This is a genomic window from Dyadobacter luteus, from assembly GCF_003383615.1.
GTDB lineage: Bacteria > Bacteroidota > Bacteroidia > Cytophagales > Spirosomataceae > Dyadobacter > Dyadobacter luteus.
On sequence record NZ_QNUL01000029.1, the window covers coordinates 43,392 to 68,902 of the forward strand.

The following is a 25,511-nucleotide window of genomic DNA, read 5'->3' on the forward strand; positions in this document are numbered from 1 at the left end:
TGAGCAGGCAGCTTTTTAAAGTTTTAATCAATTTTCCCGAATCTCTTACTGAGCCGAGAATATATTTTTCATAGCATCTTCATAATAGAAAAGACGCTCGTTTAGTACGTTCAACGCTTCTGACTTGTATTTTGAATGAATCAGAAGAGAAAGGTTATGCTCGGATGCACCATAAGAAATCATTCTGATAGGAATGTTTTTCATCGCGTCGAGCACTTTAAGGGCGATGCCTTCTTTGTCCGCACTGAAATTACCTACAATACAAATGATGTTCTGATCGCGGTCGTGCTCTTCCAGGTCTGCGAATTCTCTCAGTTCTGCTGTAATTGCTTCCAGGTGTTCAGAGTTATCAATCGTTACCGACACGGACACTTCCGAAGTAGTGATCATGTCTACAGGTGTTTTGTATTTTTCAAAAATCTCAAATACTCTTCGCAGGAATCCGTAAGCATTCAGCATACGTGTCGAATGGATATAGATTGCTGTGATGTTATCCTTCGCTGCAATGGCTTTAATTTCACGGTCTGAACTCTGGTTTGCGATCAGCGTACCAGGCGCTTCCGGTTGCATCGTATTTTTCAGACGAACAGGAACTCCTCTCAGTTTGGCAGGAGTGATCGTACTTGGATGCAGGATTTTGGCACCGAAATAGGCCAGTTCAGCGGCTTCTTCAAATGTAAGTTCTCTGATCGGGAATGTTCTTTTTACGATGCGGGGATCGTTGTTGTGCATTCCGTCAATATCTGTCCATATCTGAATTTCGTCTGCACGAATCGCTCCACCGATCAGTGACGCAGTATAGTCTGATCCGCCACGTTTCAGGTTATCCACTTCTTCACGTGGGTTACGGCAAATGAACCCCTGTGTTACCACAATTTTAGCATCTGTATGCTGGTTCAATATACCAACAAGTTTCTCTTCAATTGTTGCCATTTCAGGCTCTCCATCTGCGTCTATACGCATAAAATCAAGCGCTGACAACAGTACCGCGCTGTCACCTTTTTCTTCCAGATAAGCCTGGAACATTTTAGTGCTTAAAATCTCTCCTTCCGCAACCAGCTCTTTATCCTGCTTAATAGTGAAAGGTTTGATACCTACCAGAGATCTGATAAAACCAAATTCACTTTCAATAATTTCTTTGCCTTTTGCGAGCCCCTCTTCCGTAGCATACAGTTCGGTAATAAACTGGTCGTAGTGCGCTTTTAATTCGTCTGTTTTTGCAATGGCTTGCTCTTCGTCGTAGGCTTTTGCCGACTCTCCAATGGAAAGAAGAGCGTTTGTCGTGCCGGACAAAGCTGAAAGAACCACAATTTTACGATTGGAATCATTTTCAAGAAGTTCGCGGATCGAATGCATGCGTTCGGGTTTTCCTACCGACGTGCCACCAAATTTCCAGACTTGCATAAATTTATAGTGATTGATTTTTGATTACTTATTTTTTTGAACTGTCACTTATGGTCAGGTATTGTCAAGGATAGTCAGGAAATGGTCATTGATGGTCAGGAAGTTGTCATTGATTGTCAGAGCCGATCCTTGACTACGCATGACCATCTCTTGACTACAACTGACCACTCTTGACAATAAACGACCATCTCCTGACTACAACTGACCACTCTTGACAATGAACGACCATCTCCTGACTACGCATGACCCCTCTTGTCAATACCAGACAATTGTTTACCTGACGAATATTTTGTCTTTAAGCCCTACCATTTTGATGGCCGTCATCGCAGCTTCGTCTCCTTTATTACCGTGGACGCCACCTGCTCTGTCGATAGCCTGTTCCATGTTATTGGGAGTCAATACACCAAATATCACAGGTTTGTTATTTTGAATGCTGATATTTGTAATGCCCTGAGCAACAGCATGGTTGATATAATCATTATGCTTGGTTTCTCCCTGAATCACAACTCCGATCGCAATAACAGCATCAATATCTTCACGTTGTGCATACCAATGTGCACCCAATGTGAGCTCAAAACTACCCGGTACATTTCCTCTTTCAATATTTTGAGCCAGTGCACCGTATTGCAATAAGGTTTGATAAGCACCTTCAAAAAGCTTTTCAGTTATTTCGTCGTTCCATTCTGCCACAACGATTGCAAACTTTTTATTACTGATATCGGGAAGGTCATTGGTAGAAAATACACTTAAATTTTTATCAGCGCTTGACATAGCTTTTTAACTGTTTTGTAAATTTTATTATTAACAGAACCTGAATCAGCTCAGGTAGTCATTTAAAACAATATATATCCGGAACAAAAAAAAGGATAAAACCGTTATCGGCTTTATCCTTTTAAGAACAGAAATAATGAAACATTATTTGCCGGCCTGTCCTTCCAATAATCCGATGTATTTCTTAGCGTTCACAACTTCCGAGGAAAGTGGAAACTCATCGATAACACGTTTATACGTAGAAACAGCATCAGCCGCCTGATTTCCCTTCTCTTGTGCAAGAGCAAGTTTCATCAGATAAACTGGTGTAAAGAATTCATTTTTTTCATATTCAGAAGCTTTCTTGTAATAAGAAATAGCTTCTGCAGCTTGATTTTTTTCAAGATAAGCATCTCCTATCAGAGATTGAGCACGAGCATGTAGCAACAGATCAGATGAGCTGAATGCCTGCAGACGAGTAATCGCTTCGTCATATTTCCCTTCTTTCAACAAAGCAACACCTGCGTAGAAAGTAGCAAGGTTACTTGCATCTGTTCCTTTGTAGCTATCTGCGATAGACAAAAGACCTTCGTTTCCACCACTACCGTTCAAAGCTTTTTGAAGAGAATCAGCCTCAAAATCGTAAACGACATTAGCAAGCGCAGTCTGTGCAGTTCCTTCCTGGCTATCGATATAGAAACGATAACCTGCAAAAGCTACAACAGCAAGCAAAATAACGCCGCCGATACCGAAAACCACACTACGGTTTTTCAGGAAGAAAACTTCTGCTTTACTGATTTGTCCGGCCAGAGCCTCGGGTGTTTCAATAATTTCAAAACCGGACTCGTCCGTGTTTTTCTTGCTCATATCAATTAGAATTCAATTTTGGAGTGCAAAGTTATGAAAACTTTATTAAGTCAAAACATCTTAGCACACAATTCTTTAAGTTCTTAATATTACTATACTTTCCGTTGTCAGACTTGTGTCATTTATATCCTGCATTTTGATAGAAATGAATGTCGTATCAAAATAGATTTAGCACGATAAAAAATAAACGGCATAGTAAACAATATTGAATACCATGCCGTTTATTTTCTATACCGGGATTGTATTAGCTATACAATGGGAAATCTTTCATCCAGGTATTAACCTCCTGTTTCACAGCTGCTATTTTGCTGTCGTTGTCGTGATTTACCAATACAGTGTCAATCATATCAACGATACGAGCCATGTCTGTTTCTACCAATCCACGGGTGGTCATAGCAGCAGTTCCTACACGCATACCAGAAGTTACCATCGGCGATTTCTCGTCAAAAGGAACCATGTTTTTGTTGATAGTAATATCTGCTTTTATCAAAGTATTCTCAGCAAGTTTACCAGTCATTGCAGTTTCAACTCCGTTTTTAGAACGAAGATCAATCAGCATTAAATGGTTTTCTGTTCCGCCAGAGATAATTCTGTAACCTTTTTCAGTAAATGCTTTCGCCATTGCCTGTGCATTTTTAGCAACCTGCGTAGCGTAGTTGTAGTATCCTTCTCCTAACGCTTCTCCAAATGCGATCGCTTTTGCAGCAATAATGTGTTCCAATGGTCCACCTTGTGTTCCAGGGAAAACGCCTGAATCCAACAAAGATGACATCGTACGAAGTTGTCCTTTCGGAGTAGTGATTCCGAATGGGTTCTCAAAATCGTTACGCATCATAATCACACCACCACGAGGTCCGCGTAATGTCTTATGAGTTGTAGTTGTTACAACATGGCAGTGATCAAATGGATCCTTAAGTAAACCTTTAGCAATAAGACCTGCAGGGTGAGCGATGTCAGCCATCAGCAAAGCACCTACCTGGTCAGCGATGGCACGCAGACGCTCGTAATCCCAATCACGGCTATATGCAGAAGCACCACAGATCAACAATTTCGGTTTCTCTTTTACGGCAGTTTCCTCTACTTTATCCCAGTTGATAAGACCAGTTTCAGCCTCTACACCATAAAATACAGGTTGAAAATATTTACCCGAAATATTAACAGGAGAACCATGAGAAAGGTGTCCGCCATGTGCCAGGTTGAAGCCCATAATTTTGTCGCCAGGATTAAGGCAGGCCAAAAATACAGCTGTATTCGCCTGTGCACCTGAGTGAGGCTGCACATTGGCCCAAGTTGCTCCGAAAAGTTCCTTAAGTCTGTCGATTGCGATTTGCTCGATTTCATCTACAACCTCACATCCTCCGTAATATCTTTTTCCAGGAAGTCCTTCGGCGTATTTATTAGTTAGCACACTTCCGGCAGCTTCCATTACCTGTTTTGAGGTAAAGTTCTCGGAAGCAATCAGTTCGATACCTTCTTCCTGACGATTTTTTTCTTTATTGATCAGGTCGAAAATGGCAGTGTCACGTACAACGCTTGTGAGTGTAGACATGGGATTTAACAGAAAAATGATGTTGAATGTAGATTAAGCCGCAAAAATACAAGCAATTATCGTGGAAAGAAAAAATACACAACACTTTCTCCTTAATGGTAGTCACTTCATGCTTTAAATACAGTATAAACCGGTAGCCTTTTAGTGTTTTCAAAGAGTATATTCAGGGAAAAGTTATTTTTAAATTTTTTTAATAATATTGACTTTCGAATCGTATTTTTGTAAATCGATGCGTAAGCAGGGACTTCGAAACCTGCTTACTTCCTATTCTTAAAATCCCGTCAAACAACCACAAATGGACATTAAGACTGTGAATCCGGAAACAATGCTGATGCAAACAGCGGATACCAACGCTACAAACGGAACTGTTGGCCAACCGATTACCTACGAAAAAATTCCAACCCAGATTTTTGCTGACTCAAAAGAGGCCTCTACTGCCGTTGCGCTGGAGATTGCGGAGTTAATCCGTAAAAAGCAAAAAGAAGGTAAAATGTGTGTATTAGGTTTGGCAACCGGCTCTTCGCCCAAAACCGTATATGCCAAGCTTGTCAAAATGCATAGAGAAGAAGGGTTGAGCTTTAAAAATGTGATTTCATTCAATCTGGATGAATATTACCAGATGGAGCCGGATTCTATTTATAGCTACCACCGGTTCATGAAGGAGCAGCTGTTCAATCATGTGGATATTCCAAAAGAGAATTACTTTATTCCCGATGGTACAATTCCTCCGGCTATGCTGAGAGAATATTGTATTTCTTATGAGAATAAGATCAATGCTGTGGGTGGCCTGGATTTTCAGTTGCTGGGAATCGGAGGAAACGGACACGTCGGTTTCAACGAACCGGGTTCTCTGATCAATTCTCACACAAGACTTATCACACTTGACCATTCGACCAGAGCAGCAGCAGCTATGGAATTTGGTGGATTACATAAAGTGCCTCGTAAAGCGATTACATTGGGTGTTGCTCCGATTTTGAGTGCGCGCCGTATTGTTTTGCTTGCCTGGGGAGAAAGGAAAGCGTCTGTAATTCGCAGCGCTGTAGAAGGGCCGGTAACAGAACGTAATCCAGCTTCTTACCTGCAGGCACATACGAATGTATCTTTCGTAGTGGATGAAAGTGCTGCCACTGAACTTACGCGTGTGAAAACACCATGGGCAGTAGATTCGGTAGTATGGGATAATAAAATGATCAAAAAGGCAGTGACGCACTTGTCACAGAGCCTTAGAAAGCCTATTCTGAAACTAACGGATAAAGATTATAATGACAATGGTATGAGTGATTTGCTTGCTCAATACGGAGCAGGTTATGAAATCAACATCAATGTATTTAATCAGTTACAACATACAATTACCGGTTGGCCGGGAGGTAAGCCGAATGCGGATGATACCAATCGTCCGGAACGTGCTCAGCCAGCTAAAAAACGTGTTTTGATTTTTAGTCCGCATCCGGATGACGACATCATTTCTATGGGAGGAACCTTCCAGCGTCTGGTGGATCAGGGACATGAGGTACACGTTGCGTATCAGACATCAGGTAACATTGCTGTTGCTGATGACGAGGCGTTGAGATTTATAGATTTCGTTGTTGATTTTAACAACGGTTTCGGTATTGACAGTCCGGCAGCTAATAAGTTGTTCCTGGATGCAAAAGAATTCCTGAAGCATACTAAAGACAGTGAGATTGATACACCTGAGATTCGTCAGGTGAAAGGTCTTTTGAGACAAGGTGAGGCGAAGGCGACATGCCGTTTCGTAGGTATTCCTACCAAGCAGGCTCACTTCCTGAACATGCCTTTCTACGAAACAGGTACAGTACAGAAAAACCCGATCGGTGAAGAGGATATCAAAATCATTGAAAACCTGATCGAAGAAATAAAACCACATCAGATATATGCTGCAGGTGACTTTGCTGATCCGCATGGTACGCACAAGGTATGCTGGGATGCGATAGAGGCGGCATTGGAACGTTGCAAGCATAAAAATTACATGAAGGATTGCTGGGTATGGTTGTACCGTGGCGCATGGGCTGAGTGGGATATTCATGAGATCGAAATGGCTGTGCCGATGAGTCCGGATCAGGTATTGAAAAAACGTCGTGGTATTTTCAAGCACCAGTCTCAAAAGGATGGTGTTGTATTCCAGGGTGAAGATGCAAGGGAATTCTGGCAGAGAGCTGAAGAAAGAAACAGCGCAACTGCGTTATTGTACGATGAACTGGGTCTTGCAGAGTACGAAGCGATGGAAGCCTTTGTGAGGTGGAGATTCTAGAATTTTGAAATATAGAGAGTACTAAAAATAGCCGGCTGGATTCATTTCTTGCTGGTTATTTTTTGTCCCGCCCACTACGTTCTAATAGCAAAAATGCCACCCCTGTGAACAGGAGCGGCATTTGGTGCCGAAGGCGGGACTCGAACCCGCATGGGGCAACCCCCACACGCCTCTGAAACGTGCGTGTCTACCAGTTTCACCACTTCGGCATTTGGGTGTGCAAAAGTAGCAAGAGTTAACAGGTTTCCAAATACGCTTCAAAAAAATCTTAACTAAATTTCTACGTTCTCGTATAATGCCGGAATATGGATGTTTTTATATCCTTTGGCCTGCAGTTTTAACTTGAATGCAACCTGGGTTTCATATTCTCCATGAACAAGAAAAACTTTCTTAACCCGTTCCGGGGTTTGGCAGGAAAGGAAATCAATCATTTCGTTGTAATCCCCGTGTCCCGAGAATGAATCCATAGTGGCGACCCGGCATTTCACATCCAGGGTTTCTCCGAATATATTGACCTGCTTATCACCCCGTTTGAGAGCACCGGCAAGTGTATTGGCTGAAGCATATCCTACGAGTAGTATGGTGCAGTTTTCTTTCTCAACATTATTCCTGATATGGTGTTTAATCCTGCCAGCTTCTGCCATGCCGGAGGATGAAATGATGATACAAGGCTCTTTGCGGTCGTTGATAGCCTTAGATTCGTTTACGTCAGATACATAATGAAGATAGGGGAATGCGAAGGCATCACCGTCTTTTTCAATATAATCCAGAATTTCAGGGTTGAAAAAATCCTCATGATCTTTCATGATTTTAGTCGCGTTGATAGCCAGCGGGCTGTCAATGTAAACAGGTATCCGGGGTAATTTGCCCGAGCTTGACAGCTGATCAAGGGCGTAGATCAGTTCTTGCGTACGGTCGACTGCGAATGCCGGAATAATCAGTTTACCACGTTTCTCGACACATGTTTCATGAACAATCTGTAACAAATGTCCATGCATATCAATCTCCTTTTCATGCAGTCGATCGCCATAAGTCGATTCACAAATGATGATGTCAGCCTGAGGGAAAACATCGGGTTTACGAAGTATCCTGTCTTCCGGACGGCCTATATCACCTGTAAAAGTAATTTGTTTAAAAGTGCCTTTATCCGGTACGCTCAAATGTACCGCAGCGCTTCCAAGCAAGTGGGCTGCATCTGTAAGAAATACCGCTACTTCGTCGTTCGGCCCCAGGTGGAAAGTTTGTCCGTATTTCACTGTTTTGAAAAGACTCAGCGCCTTCTGCGCATCTTCAGCATCGTAGAGTTCTTCCAATAAGGGCCTGCCTTGTTTTTTTCTGCGCTCATTGATTCTCTCCAAATCTTTCTCCTGAATATGTGCGCTGTCCATCAGCATAATTTTACACAGATCCGCCGTTGGTGCTGTACAATAAATAGGTCCGGAAAACCCTTGCCGTACCAGTCGGGGAATCAAACCCGAATGATCTATATGTGCATGTGAAAGGATCAGGTAGTCAACATCAGAAGCTTTAAATCCCAGGTTGCGATTAAATTCATCGGTTTGAATACCCTGGAACAATCCACAGTCCAGTAGTATTTTTGTTCCCTGTTCGGTTGTGATGAGGTGCTTGCTTCCGGTAACTGTTCTTGCGGCTCCAAAAAACTGTATGTGCATATTCGAGTGGATTTTTGAGAAATAAATTTAAATCAGGCAATTACGTATAGTGCATCCAGATTGCGGCCCAGCCCGTTGTAATCCAGACCGTAACCTACTACGAAGCGATTAGCAATTTCAAATCCGATATAACGCATTTCAACTGGTTTTTTCAATGCATCCGGTTTGTGTAGTAAAGTGGCAATTTCTACTGATGCGGGACTAAAAGCCGATATTTGTTCAATCAGATGATTCATCGTGAGGCCTGTGTCTACGATGTCTTCGATTACAATTACGTCGCGGTCTTTTATACTTTCTTCCAGACCGATAATTTGTCTTACCTGTCCGGTTGAACCTGTATTTTCATAGGATGCAAGCTTTACAAAAGTGATTTCACAAGTGATGGGAATTCTTTTTAAAAGCTCGGTTGCAAACAAAAAAGCACCATTAAGTACTACAATAAACAACGGACAGCGATCTTTGTAGTCAGCGCTCACTTGAGAAGCCAGATGTGATATCCGGTTTTCTAGCGTTGGCTGGTCAATGAATGGAACAAAGGTTTTGTCTAATATGGTTATCATAAGGAAGTTAATATCTAAAAATCACCTTCGCAGGGATCTTATAATTGGTTCAGTTTATCAATATTAACTCTTTTTTTAAAAACCCACCTCCCTGCAAACGTAAAATAACTTTCCGTCGTTAATAGGACAGATTACCCCTGATATGAAACGAATACAACATATTACTACATATTGCCTCCTGGCGCTGCTTTCCTCAACCAACGTTTTTGCCCAATTATATTCTTCGGCTGATCTCGACAAAAATTATGACATGATCCTGAAGAATCCGAGTGTACAGATTGAATCTACTGAGGCGATCAATATGCTCTACAATTACAAGTTTGCAGAGGCTGATGCAGAGTTTCGCTGGTTGAAATATCGCTATCCGAAGCACCCGATGCCTCATTTTTTGATGGGATTGGCGGAATGGTGGAAAATTGTGCCTAATACGGATAATGAAGAGCATGACAGGGCATTTTTGGCTCAGATGGATTCAACCATTACGCTCGCGGAGAAATTGTATGATAATGAAAAGAATAAAGTAGAACCAGCTTTTTTCCTGGCTGCTGCCTACGCATTTAAAGGAAGGCTTTATGCAGAGCGGGAAAGCTGGACAAAGGCTGCATTTGCCGGGAGGAAGTCACTCAAGTATTTTGAGGTTTGTAAGGGAAACGGTGACCTTTCTCCTGAGCTGCTGTTTGGTGATGGTCTTTATAATTATTACGCAGAATGGGTTCCTAAGGAGTATCCTTTGCTGAAGCCGATATTGGCTTTATTTCCAAAGGGTAATAAGAAACTGGGACAGCAACAGTTGGAGAAAGTGGGTAACAACGCATTTTACACGCGTGTTGAAGCGAGGTATTTCCTGTTGCAGATATATAGCATGGAAAATGAGTATGGCAAGGCCTATGAGCTGGCCAAGTATATGTGGCAGACTTATCCGAATAATCCGTATTTCGAGCGCTATTTCTGCCGGACAGCTTTTGTTACCGGAAGAGCAGCGGAAGCGGAAAAGGCAGCTGAGAATATTCTTACGAAGATAGATCAGTATATGCCTGGATATGAAGGAGTGAGTGGGCGAAACGCTGCCTATGTTCTGGCTTATTATAATATGCAATACCATCGTAATTACGAGCTGGCCGCTAAATATTATCAGCGGGCGATCGACTTTTCAGTGCAGACCAAATCGCTGAATGCCGGATACTACGTGTCCTCGTTGCTGGGACTTGGTAAAATAGCAGAGATGAAAAAGAATTATGATGAGGCACTACGCTATTATAAACTGGCCGATGACAAGGCTGACAAAAAATCCAGTCAGGATAAGGAAGCGAAGAAGGCTATTGAAAATCTAAAAAAAATGAAACGGGAAGAAAGAAGAAGGAGGTAGGTGCAAATCAGCGGATAAATTGAAAGGGTTAAAACTGAACATGATCTTCAGTTTTAACCCTTTTTTATTACTTTTTCAACCTTGCATAATGCTTGAAGAAAAGCGGAATAGTCTCTATTCCTTTGTAGTAATTGAAAAGTCCGTAGCTCTCATTAGGAGAATGCAGTGCGTCGATATCCAGTCCGAAGCCCATCAGGATACTTTTCTGACCCAGTTCCTGCTCGAATAATGCTACAATAGGAATACTTCCTCCACCACGTGTTGGGATCGGTTTTTTACCGAAAGATTCTTCCATGGCAAGTGAAGCTGCCTCGTATTCAACAGAATCTGTCGGCGTAACATAAGGTAACCCACCATGGTGCGGTGTCACCTTTACTTTCACTGATGCTGGTGCAATAGATTCAAAATGTTTGGTGAACAAAGCGCATATTTCTTGGTCCGTCTGATTAGGGACAAGGCGCATGGAAATTTTAGCATTTGCTTTGGACGGCAAAACAGTTTTTGCTCCTTCACCTATATAACCTCCCCAAATTCCGTTGACGTCAAGTGTAGGGCGGATGGATGTTCTTTCAATGGTTGTATAGCCTTTTTCACCAGCTACATCGTCAATGACCAGATCCTTTTTATATTCATCCAGATCAAACGGAGCCGCATTCAACGCATCTCTTTCCGCCTGACTAAGCTCCTGAACCTGATCGTAGAATCCGGGAATGGTAATATGTCCGTTTTCATCTTTAAGCGAAGCGATCATTTCACACAACACATTGATAGGGTTCGCTACGCCGCCGCCGTATACACCAGAATGTAAATCGCGGTTTGCACCTACTACTTCCACTTCCATGTATGTAAGTCCACGCAGGCCGGTTTCAATGGAAGGCACATCATTGGCAATGATACTGGTATCAGAAATAAGGATGGTGTCACATTTCAACAAATCGCGGTGCTCTTTCACAAATGTTTCCAGGTGTGATGAGCCAATTTCTTCTTCACCCTCAATCATCATTTTGATGTTGCAGGTCAGCGAATCTGTCGCAAGCATCGTTTCCAACGCTTTAATATGCATGTAAAACTGACCCTTATCATCGCATGCTCCACGAGCATAAATACGATCATTTTTGATTACCGGCTCAAATGGCGGTGAGTTCCAAAGTTCATAAGGATCAGCAGGCTGTACATCATAATGACCGTATACCAATACTGTTGGAAGCGCCGGATCTATTATTTTTTCTCCATAGACTACCGGATGTCCGGGTGTTTCAAATATCTCCACACGGTCTGCACCGGCTTCACTGATCCGATCACGCACGTATTCTGCAGCTTTGATCATATCAGGTTTGAACTTTGAATCAGCGCTTACAGATGGAATCCGAAGCAGATCAAGTAGTTCATTCAGGAATCTGTCACGATTTTTATCAATGTAATTATTCATAATCTGGTTTGTTCATTAGTTTTGCTACGGAAAGCAGCATTTGAAAAAGATCGGCAAATTTAAAAAAAATAACCCCTAAGGTTTTGTCCTTAGGGGTGCTTATTCTGATATATTTCTTGTTAGTGGCGAATCGCTTTCGATTTGCCGAATAGCTTCACCCTATTCTCGTTGCCGTTCATCAATCTGACAATATTCTTCTGATGTGTTAAGACCACCAACACAAACATTACGAAACCAAATACGATCAGCAGTGGCTCAGGATGACCAAATACACCAATCCAGGAAAGTACAGGAAAGGAAAGTGTAGCCAGTATCGAGCTCAGGGATACATATTGAGACGCCAAAAGGGTAAGTATGAATATAGTAATGCTAAGCAAAGCAAGCTCGGGGTGAATAGCCAGTACCATACCCAGGAGTGTTGCAATTCCCTTACCGCCTTTAAACTTTACAAAAACAGGAAAGATATGACCAACGATTGCGATTATTCCAAAAAGGATTTTGTACATCAGGAGCTCGGTTTCTCCAATAGTACCCATATAAAACAGCATAGAAGCCATACAAGTGGCGGTCCATCCTTTAATCACATCAATCAGCATCACGATAGTACCAGCACGTTTTCCCAGCACTCTGAAAGTGTTGGTTGCACCAGCATTACCACTACCATGTTTTCTGACATCAATTCCAAAATAACCAATCCCATACCATACAGAACTCGGAATTGAACCCAGAAGATAAGCTGCAAGAATCGTAATTATAAATAGGGTAACACTCATTTTGTACTATTTCTTGTTTATTTTGAATTAGATTGAGTTTTTGTCAAAAATACGATAGAATATGGTTTTTTGCAAATAATGCGTAACTGCAAAATTAATGTTTTTGCCACGAATGATCAAATAAATTCTACGCAGCGCAAATCAGAAGCCTTCTGCCTGTTCTTCTTTCTTTTTCTTTTCGGCTGCCGGTGTTACTTTTTTCTTAACTGTAGCTTTCATCTGCTTTGCTTTTTTTACTGCCGGCTGGTAAAAATCATCGAAACGGTTGACGAACATATCCTTCTCTTCCGTACCCAATGAGATCAGAGTCATTTTGGATTTTACGTTTTTAGACTTTGCCGTAAGCTGGTCATTAAAATCAAGCTGAGAAGATACTACACCCAGTTCATTTTGGCGATAGTCAAAATAATACCAGATGTCCGGAGATGCCTGTAGGAATAAGCTAAACTCGTCACCATCCGCCGTTCTCCTTATTTCAAGTACGCCTTCCATTTGCGCATTAATATTGTTTCTGCCAAAGTGAGACACGCCTATCGGACCTTGTGAATAGTAAGCCCCATGTACGGCAGACCAGTTCAGGTTAACATTGGACAGCGCAATCGGAGCGTCCATGACGGGCGAAGCTTCGAACAAAGGTTTGTAGGCTGCCGCAGATAATTTGACAAATGCATCGGTTGGTTTGGCTCCAATCATTGCTGCCAGTTTTCGGTTCTGTAGCTCGAAATCATCCTCTGCAGCCGTGCTGTTTTGTTCTTCCAGGTTCGTTTCTACAATTTTGGCAGCAATGGGCTGTAACACTGGTTCAAGAGCGGCCATTTTAAGCAATAGCATCGTGTTGAAACTAAATCGCGAACTGTCTACCTGTGCTTCCACAATGCCGGACGCCTGCATCCAGTCTGCCGACGTAAGTTTCAGCGGGCCGGAAAAATTGGCGATTCCCGTTTTGTCATCAAACTTCAGAACATTGGATTCGTCTATGAGCCCGTCGGCACCCGCCGGAGGTGTCACTTTGAAAGCTTTGTTGTCTTCGTCATAATTCATGGCGCCTTGTGCGAGGTATATGTCTTCATCACCGTCGGAGTCTTTGGCCGACAAAAAGCTCATATATAACCCTCTTGCCTCATTAAAATGAAGCCCTACAGATAGCGGCAACTCGTGCTCGTTCTTCAGGTTTTTGTCAATTTTGATAGATATATTCTCTCCCGGAGCCTCATTGTATACAATCCAGGAGCTCTGAAAATCTTTCCTGAATTTGATCATTGGCTTCACAAATCCTTCCAGTTTCAATGAAGGTTCATAAGCTACCAGGTTAATAGCACCCTTGTACTGAATCCGTGGAGAGAGAATCAGATTATCTGCCTCTTTTATATCTGCATGCGCGGTGGTATAATATTTCAGAGCCTGATTTGCAGCAGCACTGCCCTTTTTTTGTTTTCCTTCAATTTCTGCGCCTAGTTCGCGGAGCTCGAAGTTTTGCATTTTAATATTGAATGTATCTTTTCTGGCCGTGATGTACTGGTAAGTTGCGGATCCTTCGAAGTGATTCCGTGAGTTTATTTTGATATCAGCATCGCGCAATCTGTGTGAAGTATTGAGCGTATCAATTTCAATTCTCGCTTTTTTCAAAGGATTAATTCTTCCTTTTGAATCAATGCTGATCAAGCCTCCGTCGGGGATAATTTTCACATCGGCGGTTTGTACGTAAGGCACGCCTTTTACGTTTAATGTCACTTTACCCACATCATAAATTGCCTCGGATCCCTGGAACGTTAACCCTTCCTGTTCAGGATTGGTAGAGGTATAGGACGAGGTTTCTCCAAAGCCTTTCATGACAATGGTTTTTTTATTCATGTCCCACTTGGCAGAGCCAATTAGCGTTTGGTAAGAAGCAGTAGGAATTTGCATACCGGATGAGTCGGAGCTGAAGCCTGTTTCATCGGTCAGGAAAGTTGCAATACCGGTTTTGAAATTAAAATCAATATTTACATTATTTCCTGTAAGTAGTTTTTGGGTGGCTTTATCCTGCCCACTGTTGATGGAAAAGACAGATTTATTCGAAAGAAATCCTTCCTTATTGAATTTGATATCAGCTGATGTAATTTCTGAATCTGCCCGTTTCAGCTTTCCATTACCATACAATCCGCTTGATCTGAGCAGAAGTCCTCCTTCAAGATTGGTTGTGCCCTGGTGGAAAGTGAACGACTTACCTCTTGTATTGATAAACATACTGTCGGTATGAGGATACCAGCGTAATGTATAGTCTTTCAGATCTACAGCGGGGAAATAACCTTTTCCGATAGATGCTTCCTTAATGCTGGCAACATCACCCGAAGCCATAAGAGAATCAGAAGCAAGCAATACTTCCTTGGCTGTCATCGATGCAGAAAGGTACTTGATTACAGCTTTGGAATGCAAACCTGAATTATCCATGACCAGCGTATCGGTGAATTTGGCCAAAGCCTTGCCTCCGTAAATTTTCATATCGGTTACAGGAGGCTTGTATTCAAACCCGAGTGAGTTATCAGGCATACTTTTCAGGATTGTCTTGATATCAGGAATAATGCCATTCCCGTAAAAAGTCCCGTCAAAAATCACATCACGCTGATCCAGTCCGTCCATATCTATCTTCGGTATTTTAAAATATACCTCTCTTGGATAGAGAACCGGATCACGTTCGGGCTGATCGAAATAAACCATCATACCGTCCGGAACAACGAGTCGGGGTGACTTCTTACCTTTCTGTATACCTGATTTATTGGTAGGATCACTCAGATAAAACGTTCCTCCTTTTTCGTATTTCACGTGACCGCCGACTTCTCCTTTTTGTCCCTTGGCAAATTTTTCCTTTGGCGTAAAAGTGATGGAGTCGTTTGGACTTACATTTACAAAGAACTGCTTATAATCGAATTTCAGATTTTGTCCTCTGAACTGATAGTTGGATGCGACCAGCTGACCGTTCATGCCGAAATTCCGGTTGCGTCCGATTACTACCTTTTTGTCTCCGGGTACGCCATAAATTTTCAGAGAATCACTCACAACAAACCTGGATACGCCAAGGACTGTGAGCAAGGTATCTCCCAATGTGATGGTTGCATTTGCGGTTTCATCATTGGCAGAAAATTGGGATACAACCTGAAAATTGTCATAATCAGCTTTGTCCAGATTAGCCAATACATATAGAATCCCCTTCTTGCTCAGGGCAAATTCATCTGTAGGTTGGTTATAGATGAAATAACCATCCAGAGCAAGTCGCTCTAATGTGCGCCGTAATATTTTAGGGTTTTGCTTGAAGTGCCTCGCCAGATCATCAGAAAGAAAACTGGTTTTCTTTTGCGTCTGTGTGTAGTTGGTAGCTAATAACAAAGGCTGAAATCCAAATTCCTGGCTTATTCCTCTGAAACGCTCCTTTTTGAAATAATCAAAAGACTCCAGTTTTACGGGTACTACCGATTTTCCATCTATCCTGAGGAATTCTACTTTATCATTAGGGAATTTCCAGCGCATAGCTTGTGCCCAGATGTTCATTTTGTGATAGGAATCCTGATAGGGTAGTGGAGCGTAGTCCGTTTTTTCCGCACGGCCTAGTTTAACCAGCCCTTCGTCATCATTATACGAGAATGTAACACCGGGATGATATAGCGAATCAGTGCCGATTGGCATCGAAAAGCTGACAAAAGACGAAGAAATGACCGAATCTTTCAGGGCAAATTTGTTACTCTGTACTTTAAACGCTGTTTTGTCTTTATAAGCAACTTTAACTGTTGATGGCTGCTCACTCAGAGACGAACTGTACATCGTTGTCCCGATAAGCGCATAGCCTCCTTTGTAGTCAATATTTTTTCGGGAGGGTTTTAGCCGCGCATCAATTCCGTTAGATACAAAACGAGGATAGGCTACGGGTTGACCTTTTATTTTTTTTGTGCCACGGTATTCCATTGTCCCTTTTACCGGACTTGCGAGCAGCCTCTCATCATGAATGGTGACGTTCTCTGCTACGATTTTGGGTTGGGAAATATTAAACGAATACGCATCCAGATCAACATAAATTGAAGAATCGCCCGCAGCTGACCAGCTGAATCGCCCGCTCTTTCCGACAAAAATACCATCCTGCAAAGAAACAGCCCCGTTTGTTGGTCCGAATACCACGGAGTCGCCCGCAGCTACCATTCCGAACATTGCATTCTGAAGTTCCAACACTGCACCAGAAATAACCGGTAATGGGTTAGACTTAGGAGCAATAACATAATTTGAATCTACCGGTGTATCCCAGCTGTCATTTGCAGCAGCTGCTGCCGCCTCTTTATTCGCTGCAACGGCATTTGTAGTATCAAATTTCAACCGATAACTTCCTTTCAGCAAATACAATGAATTGTAATTGGTAGCGTAAAGTTTATTGGTTTCGGTGATAGTTCTTATCGTTTCAAGGACTTTTTGAAAAGCTTTTGCATCATACTTTGCTCCTGCCTGATTGGCCACATCAAGAAAACCGTCCAGCTCATTAGGGGATTTTTTAGCGAAGGTATGTGTGTTTCGTATCAACAGGAACATCACAGGGCCTGCCTTTTGTCCTTTGGAGAGCTGGGTCTTCACTGCCTGCATGAACTTTGCCTGTTGAGCACTGCCCAAAGAAGAAGTCCAGATACTATCCAACTGTGCCGTAGCTCTGATGAACTGTGGATTGCGGCTGCCCTCCATCATCTTTTTGAGCTGAACCATAAACTGGCCTGGTTCTTCTGCGATTTTCACATTTTGAGCCATTGCGGCGGTCACTGTCGCAAAAAACAGGCAAAGAAGGAGACTGTATCTAAAAATTTTCATGTGTATGATGATGCTGTTCAACAGAAAACCCTCCCTGACTTTATGGATGAGAGAGGGATTTTCTCAGATCTTTTGGAATACAACGGTTGCCCACTGGTTACGCGTATTTGACCTGACTTTTTTTAGTCCGTTTTCTTCTGCACAACGTTCAATATCAGCCTGATCAGTTTCGTAAAACCCGCTTGTGACGAGCCATCCGCCAGGTTTCAGATGTGCGTTGTATTTGGAAATTTCTGCAAGGAGAATGTTGCGGTTGATGTTGGCCAGAATTCCGCCAAACATGAGTTCAGTAGCCACACCGTCGATAGTTCCCTGAAACACTTTGGCTTCTTCCGGTAAACCATTCATCGCGAAGTTTTCCAGCGTGTTTTCAACGGCCCATTCGTCTATGTCAAATCCAAGGATATCTGTTGCTCCCAGTTTGTGCGCAAGTATTGCAAGAATACCAGTACCGCATCCCACATCCATAACCGATAAGCCTTCGTGTGGAAGACTGAGTTGTTCGTTCATTACCAGCCATGTAGTTTCATGATGACCGGTTCCAAACGACATTTTAGGCTGAATGAGAAGATCATATCGAAAATCGGGATTAGGCTCATGGAATGTAGCTCTCACTCTTACCTGATTATTCACTTCGATGGGGTCGTAGCTTTTTTCCCACTCTTCGTTCCAGTTTTTTCTTTCCAAAGATTTCCATGAAGATACAATGGGGGTAATCTCCTGGTATCTGCCTATAATTTCTGTGATTTTGGTTTCTTCGAAGTCAGTTTCAGGAATATAGGCAAGCAGTCTCTCGTCAGTCTCAACAAAAGATTCAAATCCGGCTTCTCCTAATTCAGCCATCAGTATTTCCGAAAAATCCGAGTCTGCCTGTATTTCTAATTCGATGTAATTCATGTGAAATTGTTAATAAAATAAATCTGCGTGAAGGTGTTGAAAATTTTTAGCAATCCAAGGTCTTTTACAACACAAACGCCCACAAATACCGTTCGATGGATGTTTGCGGGCGTGAAATATTCGTAAGAATATGATCAGGGCTTTCTTCTTTTGGCCGCCAGATCGTGTGCTGTATCGTAGTAAGATCTCAGGTTCATCCAGTCGAAAACGTCAGAGATATTCTCCACTCTGTTACGCTGCATGATACGGTCGCGGCGCTGCATCTTCACAAATTTGAAGAGAATGTCCGCCATCTGATCTGCCGCCTGATTGTAGTTCTGCGATTTGCGGTTGATCACATAAATGCCTCTGTTTTCATAATCCCGCATGATCTGCATGATATAATCCCCGAAACCGGAAAGATCGCTGGTGACCGTAGGAACGCCACGAACAACACATTCCAGAGGTGTATATCCCCAAGGTTCGTAGTAACTCGGGAAAACACCAAGGTGGCATCCGCGAACGAATTGACCGTAATCCAGACCAAAAAGCGGGTTTGTTGAAGATATAAAGTCGGGGTGGTAGACGATCTTCACACGATCCCTCTCATTGTTGACCAGATTAGCCTTCCGACAGAACTCAGTAATTCCATCTTCCTGTTTGAGGTCGTGGGTTACAAATGCCGGTAAATTCTCGGTTTTCCAGGTCTGGATCGTTCTGCGGAGACGTAATCTCCAGTACTCGTCCACGAAATTGTTCAGATCCGGCATTTTATGATCCGTCCCCGACGCAGCTGCAAGAAAAAGTTTTTCTCCGACCTCTTTCTCTATCGCTGTACAGGTTTCCTGCAACTCATTCAGAACGGCTCTCGACTGTAATACATCCGGATTGATTGAGTGATACGGCTGTTTTGTTACAATAAACATTACAACCGTCGTATCCATATTGGCCTGAACCATCTTCCAGTTTAACCTGGCTAACGCTTCAAGTGTAAGATCATATCCTTTATTACTAAACTCATATCTGCCTGAGGTGAAGAAATAAAGTGTTTTATCAAGATCAAAAGAATAACTCGGGAAGAAGTGGCCCAGCACAAAATCATGAATTCGCTCTTTGTATTTTAAATGGAGGTTCTGAAATTCATGAACCGCCTGAAAACGAACAACGTTCAGCCCGTTCGGTGTTACCAGATCCGGCATTCTTCCAAGGAAAACCTCACATTCCCGTGCTGTTACATCACTCACCGTTGTGAGTACGTGTGCACTTTGGGCAGCATAGCGCTCTATAGCACACTGAGCTACAATGCCATAATTACGCGCCTCCTGTTCCCAGTCAAAGAAGGGGAGTTTGCTGTAAAATCCTTCCACATTCTGCGCCAGATAACGGCCCAGCATTGTAGCATGTGTAGTGAATGTTGTAGCAATTTTGACGTTTTCCCTTTTTAGTTCGGGTAATCCGCTACTGGCCATCCATTCGTGAAACTGGGCATATAATTCTTCACGTTTGGCATTGTCTTCCGCATATTCTTTAAGGAAAATGCGGACCATTTCGCCAAAACAAAGCGTTTGATTCACCAGATGTTCGACATTGATAGTCGGAATTCTATTGTGCTCCCATAGTTGAAACTTGATGGCATCCAGCTGATGTGCAATGCTTTCTATATCGAACAACACGACGCGGGGCTTTCCGGTAACAAGCCAGTAACCGTAGTGAACTACGAATCCCATCTCACGCATACGCTTCACGGTACGACCAGCAGGAGAGCTATCCAGATCAGTGATTTCCTCGAATTCTGATGATGCTTTTTTCTCAAAATAAGGACCCAGCAAGAAGTAGTTTTCATCCCACTTTTCGACCATTGCAGGTACCTTAGTCCTTATTACAGTATATATCCCTCCTACCTGATTACAAACCTCCCATGCAACTTCGAAGAGGACGTTATTCTTAGTGGTTTTGACAAATGGTTCCAATATAGGATGTAGTTTTTAGCGTTATGCGGTGAATTAAAATCATTACGGAGGTTTCGTTATGTCACAAAAATCCTAGTAATTACACAATAAATATCAAAAAAAAATATTCATAATAGCAACATTTGAGTCCGCGATTATTTTGGTTTTCACACTTCATCAGTTGTCTAACTATTAAGTAAATATAACTAAGTCAAGAATGCAACTTTTGATTTGTTTAGAGTTACATAGAACTAAACCCTGAACATATAGATGAATTTAAAGCAGTTCTCGGCTAACTTTGCTCCAAATTACGTTACTTTGATCAGATTAACATTTTGCATACGTTTTATAGTGAAGAAAATTAGGGTAATAACACTTTTCCTACTGCTTGACTTCTTTTTGCTGACGGGTTGTGTTGCTCAAAGCACTGAAACGGAAATCCCATTGCCCCCCAAAAGAGAATTCAGAGCTGTATGGATAGCTACTGTTGATAACATTGATTGGCCTAGTAGCAAAACTATGCCACCATCTGAGCAACGTTCTGAATTTTCGACTCTTCTTGATTTTCACAAAAGAGTCGGGATGAATGCTGTGTTTGTTCAGGTGAGGGCAGCAGGAGATGCATTCTACGCAAAAAGCTCTGAACCATGGTCGGAATGGCTGACAGGAAAACAAGGCAGGCGACCTGAACCATTCTGGGATCCGCTGGATTTTATGATAAAAGAAGCGCATCAGCGGGGTCTTGAATTTCATGCCTGGCTGAACCTGAACCGCCTTGTACATAAGTCTTCAACAAGCGTGTCTACGGATAATCTCAGCTACACGCATCCGGAATGGATTATCAATTATGATGGCTATAAGTTATTTGATTTTGGAATACCGGAAGTGCGTGATTTTATCACACAGGTGACCGTCAATGTTGCTAAAAATTATGATGTAGATGGTATTCATTTTGATGACTATTTTTATCCATACGTAGTTCCCGGGCAGGTTGTTCAGGATGATGCCACTTTCAGGAAATACGGTAAAGAATTTGCAAGTAAGGCAGATTGGAGAAGGAATAACATCAATCTTTTGGTGAAGCAGATTCATGATGCGCTGCAAGAAGTAAATCCAAGGCTAAAATTTGGTATTAGTCCCTGCGGTGTCTGGAGAAATAAGGGTACTGATCCTGAAGGTTCTAAAACTTACGGCGCTTTGGCATCGTATGATGATCTTTTTGCAGACAGCCGAAAGTGGATCAAGGAGGGTTGGGTAGATTATATAGCTCCTCAGGTATATTTTTCCTCGGGATTTAACAGAGTGCCGTATAAAAATCTTGTAGATTGGTGGACCGATAACAGCTTCGGACGTCATCTTTATGTAGGAATGGGTGCTTACCGGGTAGGTTATAAAGAGCGGGATACGAACTGGGCCAATCCGAAGGAAATTCCCAATCAGGTAAGGTATTTCAGAGGAAACGAAACGGACGGAGCCATTTTCTTCAGCTCACGTTCTCTTAAAAATAATAGTCTGGGTTTTGTAGATTCGCTCCGTCAGGATCTGTTCAGATACCCGGCATTGGTACCCACAATGCCCTGGAAGGATAATATTCCGCCTCTTTCTCCGAAGAGTTTGAAAGCTACGTTATTACTTAACAATGCCCTGGAGTTATTCTGGGAGAAGCCCGATCCGGCTTCCGATGGTGATGGAGCTACTTATTATGTCATTTATCGTTTTGAGCCTGATGAAAAGGCTTCAGCATACGATCCGCGTCGCATCATCGGAATGTGCCACGAAGGAGAAAAGTTTGTAGACAAAACTGTGCAGCCTGGAAAACGCTATGTGTATTACATTACGTCTGTGGATCGGCTCCATAACGAAAGCCGGCCAATAGGTCCCTTGCGTGTGGAAGTACAGGAGCAAAAGCTTGTCAGATTTTAATTACCCGTTTCAGCATCCCATAGTTATGAGTAACGCCATTCAATACGAGTATAAGAAGGAATACCTCACCGTATCTGCACCTACTAAGTATAATGCCGAAAGCCTTCGTACAGAAGAAATGGTGCTCAACATGGGGCCACAGCACCCTTCAACCCACGGTGTGTTGAGGCTGGAGGTGGTAACTGACGGAGAAGTAGTGGTTGATGTGGTGCCACATTTAGGGTATTTGCACAGATGCTTCGAAAAGCATGCAGAATCGCTACCTTTCAATCAGATCATCCCTTATGTTGACAGGCTGGATTACGTAGCAGCAATGAATTCTGAACATGCTTATGTGATGGGCGTTGAGAGGATGTTGGGTATTGAAAATGACATTCCGAAACGAGTAGAATATATCAGAGTACTGGTTGCTGAGCTGAACAGGTTGGCGTCTCATTTTGTGGCAATCGGAACCTATGCCATGGATATTGGTGCTTATACGCCATTTCTTTGGATGATGCGGGATCGTGAACAGATACTCAAATTGCTTGAATGGGTTTGCGGAGCGAGAATGCTTTATAATTATGTCTGGATCGGGGGGCTGTTTTATGACCTTCCGGTAGGGTTTGAAGAGAGGTGTGCAGAATTTATCAAGTATTTGAAACCAAAGCTGGAAGAGCTTCAGCATCTTGTGATTGATAATAAAATATTTGTGGAACGTACGATTAATGTTGGCGTACTTCCGTTGCCGGTTGCCATTAATTACGGATGTACCGGTCCCATGCTCAGAGCGTCGGGCTTGCGCTATGATCTTAGAAAAGTGGATGGATATTCTGTATACCCTGAGCTCGATTTTGACGTGCCGATCGGAGAAGGGAAGCTGGGGACTGTCGGCGATAGCTGGGACAGAACCTGGGTTCGTGTTCTGGAGTGCCGGGAGTCGATACGAATTATTGAACAAAGTCTTGAAAAGCTAACCAAGGAGCACAAAAGGACATCTGATTTTGATCCTCAGGCGCTGGTTCCTAAGAAGATAAGGCCGAAAGCCATGGACTTTTATACCAGAGCAGAAAATCCGAAAGGGGAACTGGGCTTTTTCTTCAGAACAGACGGACGGTCCGATATTCCTGTGCGGTGCAAGGCGAGGGCTTGCTCGTTCAACAATCTTTCGGTGATCGGGGAGATGTCGAAAGGAGCATTACTTGCCGACCTTGTGGCCATTATAGGATCTATTGATGTGGTAATGGGTGAGGTGGATCGGTAGGGGGCATAGGGAGAAGGGCATTGGGCAGTTCCGGTCTGAACTACGCAGTAGGTCTGAACTGTTGCAGAGGTTAGGGCAGTGGGTAGAGGGGGCAGTTCCGGTCTGAATGACGCAGTCAGTCTGAACGGATGCAGGGGTTAGGGCAAAGGGCATTGGGCAGAGGCAACGTTCCGGTCTGAAACTACGCAGTAGGTCTGAACGGTTACAGAGGTTAGGGCAAGGGGGATTGGGCAGAGGGACGTTCCGGTCTGAATGACGCAGTCAGTCTGAACGGCTACAGGGGTTAGGGCAAAGGGCAGTGGGTAGAGGGGGCAGTTCCGGTCTGAATGACGCAGTCAGTCTGAATGGCTGCAGAGGTTAGCAGATAGGGACGAAACATGATGTAAAGCATATAAAAAGAGCTTCCTTTTGAGAAGCTCTTTTTGCGTTATTCAGATATGAAATTATAATTGCTGAGTAGCTTAAACAAGCTCATTTTTCAACAGGAATTCAGCGATTTGTACTGTGTTGGTAGCTGCACCCTTGCGTAGGTTATCAGCAACGATCCACAAGTTCAGCGTATTGGGTTGAGATTCGTCACGACGGATACGACCTACAAATGTTTCATCCTTACCGTGTGCTGTCAATGGCATCGGGTAAACAGCATTTTTAGGATCATCCTGAAGAATTACACCATCAGCTGCGCTAAGAATAGCTCTTACTTCTTCCAGATCGAAATCATTTTCGAACTCAATATTAACTGCCTCTGAGTGACCGCCAATCGTTGGAATACGGACAGTAGTTGCTGTTACTGCAATGCTGTCGTCACCCATGATTTTTTTGGTTTCATTGGTCATTTTCATTTCTTCCTTCGTGTAGCCGTTATCAAGGAATACGTCAATATGCGGCAGTACATTCAGGTCAATCTGGTGCGGGTACACTTTACCTTTACTATGATCGCCAGCTCTTTCAGAAAACAACTGATCTACCGCAGCTTTACCAGTACCTGTAACAGATTGGTAAGTTGATACAACTACACGTTTGATTTTATATTTTTCATGCAAAGGATTCAGAACAACTACCATCTGGATGGTCGAGCAGTTCGGGTTTGCAATGATCTTATCTTCCTTCGTCAGCTCTTTCGCGTTGATTTCTGGAACTACGAGTTTTTTCGTAGGATCCATTCTCCAGGCAGAAGAGTTGTCGATAACAGTAATGCCTGCTTCCGCAAAACGAGGAGCGAGTTCAAGTGATGTACCACCACCAGCAGAAAAAATCGCTATTTCAGGTTTGGCTACAATGGCATCTTCGAACCCGATCACCTTTATCTGTTTACCCTTGAATGTAATTTCCTTACCAACAGATCTTTCTGAAGCCACTGCTAACAGTTCAGTTACCGGAAAATTACGCTCTTCGAGCACTTTAAGGATTTCGCCGCCTACCAAGCCGGTAGCGCCTACCACTGCGATTTTCATTCTTGCATTAAGATTAAAATGAATTATTAATTAAAACTTGAAATTTTCTCTTTGTCAGAGGCCCTGAAAAGAGCCGCAAATTTACGTGTAAATTTAGAAAAAATGGTGTTTTGTTCTGATTTCTCAAAATACGGGTACTGAATAAGTATATCGTATTCAATTATTTCAGTACAAATATCGGGTGTTATGCGAGTACAGCTGTAAATTCTATCTCCACAAGATAATCAGGAGATACCAGCGCGCTGATTTCATATATACCAGTTGTAGGCTTTATATCCCCGAAAAATGCACCATGAGCCCGTGCGATCTCATCGAAATGGGCGATTTTAGTAGTGAAAATACGCGTGCGTACAACATCCGATAAGCTAGCTCCTGCATCTTCCAGCACTTTTGCAATTCTTTCAATGATATTGTGGGTTTGAGCATAAGCATCGTCGGCTTTTACCTTATCACCATCAACGATAGCAACAGTGCCTGCCACTTCCACAATATTTCCAATGCGTACTGCACGGCAGTAGCCCATTTTATCTTCCCATGGAGATCCGGAAAGGATATTTTGTCTTGACATTTCAGATTGAGCGTTAAAGTTTTTGTAAAGATATTGACGC

The 25,511-nt window shown here is 42.8% G+C and carries 17 protein-coding genes and 1 tRNA gene; 4 read left to right on the top strand and 14 right to left on the bottom strand.

Going from position 1 to position 25,511, the window contains the following annotated elements:
• Nucleotides 1-45: 45 nt before the first annotated feature.
• The 4 genes from DSL64_RS24345 to glyA form a co-directional block, all read right to left on the bottom strand.
• Entirely contained in the window at nt 46-1,404 is a 1,359-nt protein-coding gene (locus DSL64_RS24345; protein WP_115833557.1) for an aspartate kinase, read from the bottom strand.
• A 273-nt stretch (nt 1,405-1,677) separates the two neighbouring features.
• Nucleotides 1,678-2,175, bottom strand: a complete 498-nt coding sequence (gene ribH / locus DSL64_RS24350; RefSeq protein WP_115833558.1) for a 6,7-dimethyl-8-ribityllumazine synthase — start codon at nt 2,173-2,175, stop codon at nt 1,678-1,680.
• Between the two features lie 144 nt (nt 2,176-2,319).
• Nucleotides 2,320-3,021, bottom strand: coding sequence for a tetratricopeptide repeat protein (locus tag DSL64_RS24355; protein WP_115833559.1), 702 nt, complete (start codon nt 3,019-3,021; stop codon nt 2,320-2,322).
• 244 nt (nt 3,022-3,265) lie between these two features.
• Entirely contained in the window at nt 3,266-4,570 is a 1,305-nt protein-coding gene (gene glyA / locus DSL64_RS24360) for a serine hydroxymethyltransferase (protein ID WP_115833560.1), read from the bottom strand.
• 331 nt (nt 4,571-4,901) lie between these two features.
• Between glyA and nagB the strand changes: the two genes are divergently transcribed.
• Nucleotides 4,902-6,839 (top strand): glucosamine-6-phosphate deaminase, encoded by a 1,938-nt coding sequence (nagB, locus tag DSL64_RS24365; protein WP_374755844.1) that lies wholly within the window; start codon nt 4,902-4,904, stop codon nt 6,837-6,839.
• A gap of 122 nt (nt 6,840-6,961) precedes the next feature.
• Here nagB and DSL64_RS24370 read toward each other — a convergent pair.
• From DSL64_RS24370 to hpt, 3 genes are all read right to left on the bottom strand, one after another.
• Nucleotides 6,962-7,048 (bottom strand) — tRNA-Leu (locus DSL64_RS24370).
• Between the two features lie 63 nt (nt 7,049-7,111).
• Complete coding sequence (locus DSL64_RS24375) at nt 7,112-8,512, bottom strand: MBL fold metallo-hydrolase RNA specificity domain-containing protein (protein ID WP_115833561.1); 1,401 nt, start codon at nt 8,510-8,512, stop codon at nt 7,112-7,114.
• Nucleotides 8,513-8,544: 32 nt separating this feature from the next.
• Nucleotides 8,545-9,072: a hypoxanthine phosphoribosyltransferase gene (gene hpt / locus DSL64_RS24380; protein ID WP_115833562.1), complete on the bottom strand. Its 528-nt coding sequence runs from the start codon at nt 9,070-9,072 to the stop codon at nt 8,545-8,547.
• 142 nt (nt 9,073-9,214) lie between these two features.
• Between hpt and DSL64_RS24385 the strand changes: the two genes are divergently transcribed.
• Nucleotides 9,215-10,438, top strand: a complete 1,224-nt coding sequence (locus tag DSL64_RS24385) for a tetratricopeptide repeat protein (protein ID WP_115833563.1) — start codon at nt 9,215-9,217, stop codon at nt 10,436-10,438.
• Between the two features lie 67 nt (nt 10,439-10,505).
• Here the strand turns inward: DSL64_RS24385 and DSL64_RS24390 are convergent, their stop codons facing one another.
• From DSL64_RS24390 to DSL64_RS24410, 5 genes are all read right to left on the bottom strand, one after another.
• Nucleotides 10,506-11,867: a dipeptidase gene (locus DSL64_RS24390; RefSeq protein ID WP_115833564.1), complete on the bottom strand. Its 1,362-nt coding sequence runs from the start codon at nt 11,865-11,867 to the stop codon at nt 10,506-10,508.
• A gap of 119 nt (nt 11,868-11,986) precedes the next feature.
• On the bottom strand, nt 11,987-12,640 hold the full coding sequence (gene plsY / locus DSL64_RS24395; RefSeq protein WP_115833565.1) for a glycerol-3-phosphate 1-O-acyltransferase PlsY: 654 nt from the start codon (nt 12,638-12,640) through the stop codon (nt 11,987-11,989).
• A gap of 141 nt (nt 12,641-12,781) precedes the next feature.
• Nucleotides 12,782-17,458, bottom strand: coding sequence for a hypothetical protein (locus DSL64_RS24400; RefSeq protein ID WP_115833566.1), 4,677 nt, complete (start codon nt 17,456-17,458; stop codon nt 12,782-12,784).
• A 63-nt stretch (nt 17,459-17,521) separates the two neighbouring features.
• Nucleotides 17,522-18,355 carry a 50S ribosomal protein L11 methyltransferase gene (gene prmA / locus DSL64_RS24405; protein ID WP_115833567.1) on the bottom strand — a complete coding sequence of 278 codons (834 nt, stop codon included), beginning with the start codon at nt 18,353-18,355 and terminating at the stop codon, nt 17,522-17,524.
• 134 nt (nt 18,356-18,489) lie between these two features.
• Nucleotides 18,490-20,304, bottom strand: a complete 1,815-nt coding sequence (locus DSL64_RS24410; RefSeq protein WP_115833568.1) for a glycosyltransferase family protein — start codon at nt 20,302-20,304, stop codon at nt 18,490-18,492.
• Between the two features lie 330 nt (nt 20,305-20,634).
• Between DSL64_RS24410 and DSL64_RS24415 the strand changes: the two genes are divergently transcribed.
• Together DSL64_RS24415 and DSL64_RS24420 are read left to right on the top strand one after the other, a co-directional pair.
• Complete coding sequence (locus DSL64_RS24415) at nt 20,635-22,206, top strand: glycoside hydrolase family 10-like protein (RefSeq protein WP_199539492.1); 1,572 nt, start codon at nt 20,635-20,637, stop codon at nt 22,204-22,206.
• Between the two features lie 25 nt (nt 22,207-22,231).
• On the top strand, nt 22,232-23,449 hold the full coding sequence (locus DSL64_RS24420; protein ID WP_115833570.1) for an NADH-quinone oxidoreductase subunit D: 1,218 nt from the start codon (nt 22,232-22,234) through the stop codon (nt 23,447-23,449).
• Between the two features lie 461 nt (nt 23,450-23,910).
• Here DSL64_RS24420 and DSL64_RS24425 read toward each other — a convergent pair whose 3' ends face one another.
• Nucleotides 23,911-24,903: an aspartate-semialdehyde dehydrogenase gene (locus DSL64_RS24425; RefSeq protein ID WP_115833571.1), complete on the bottom strand. Its 993-nt coding sequence runs from the start codon at nt 24,901-24,903 to the stop codon at nt 23,911-23,913.
• A gap of 184 nt (nt 24,904-25,087) precedes the next feature.
• Nucleotides 25,088-25,471, bottom strand: coding sequence for a RidA family protein (locus DSL64_RS24430; RefSeq protein ID WP_115833572.1), 384 nt, complete (start codon nt 25,469-25,471; stop codon nt 25,088-25,090).
• Between the last annotated feature and the right edge of the window lie 40 nt (nt 25,472-25,511).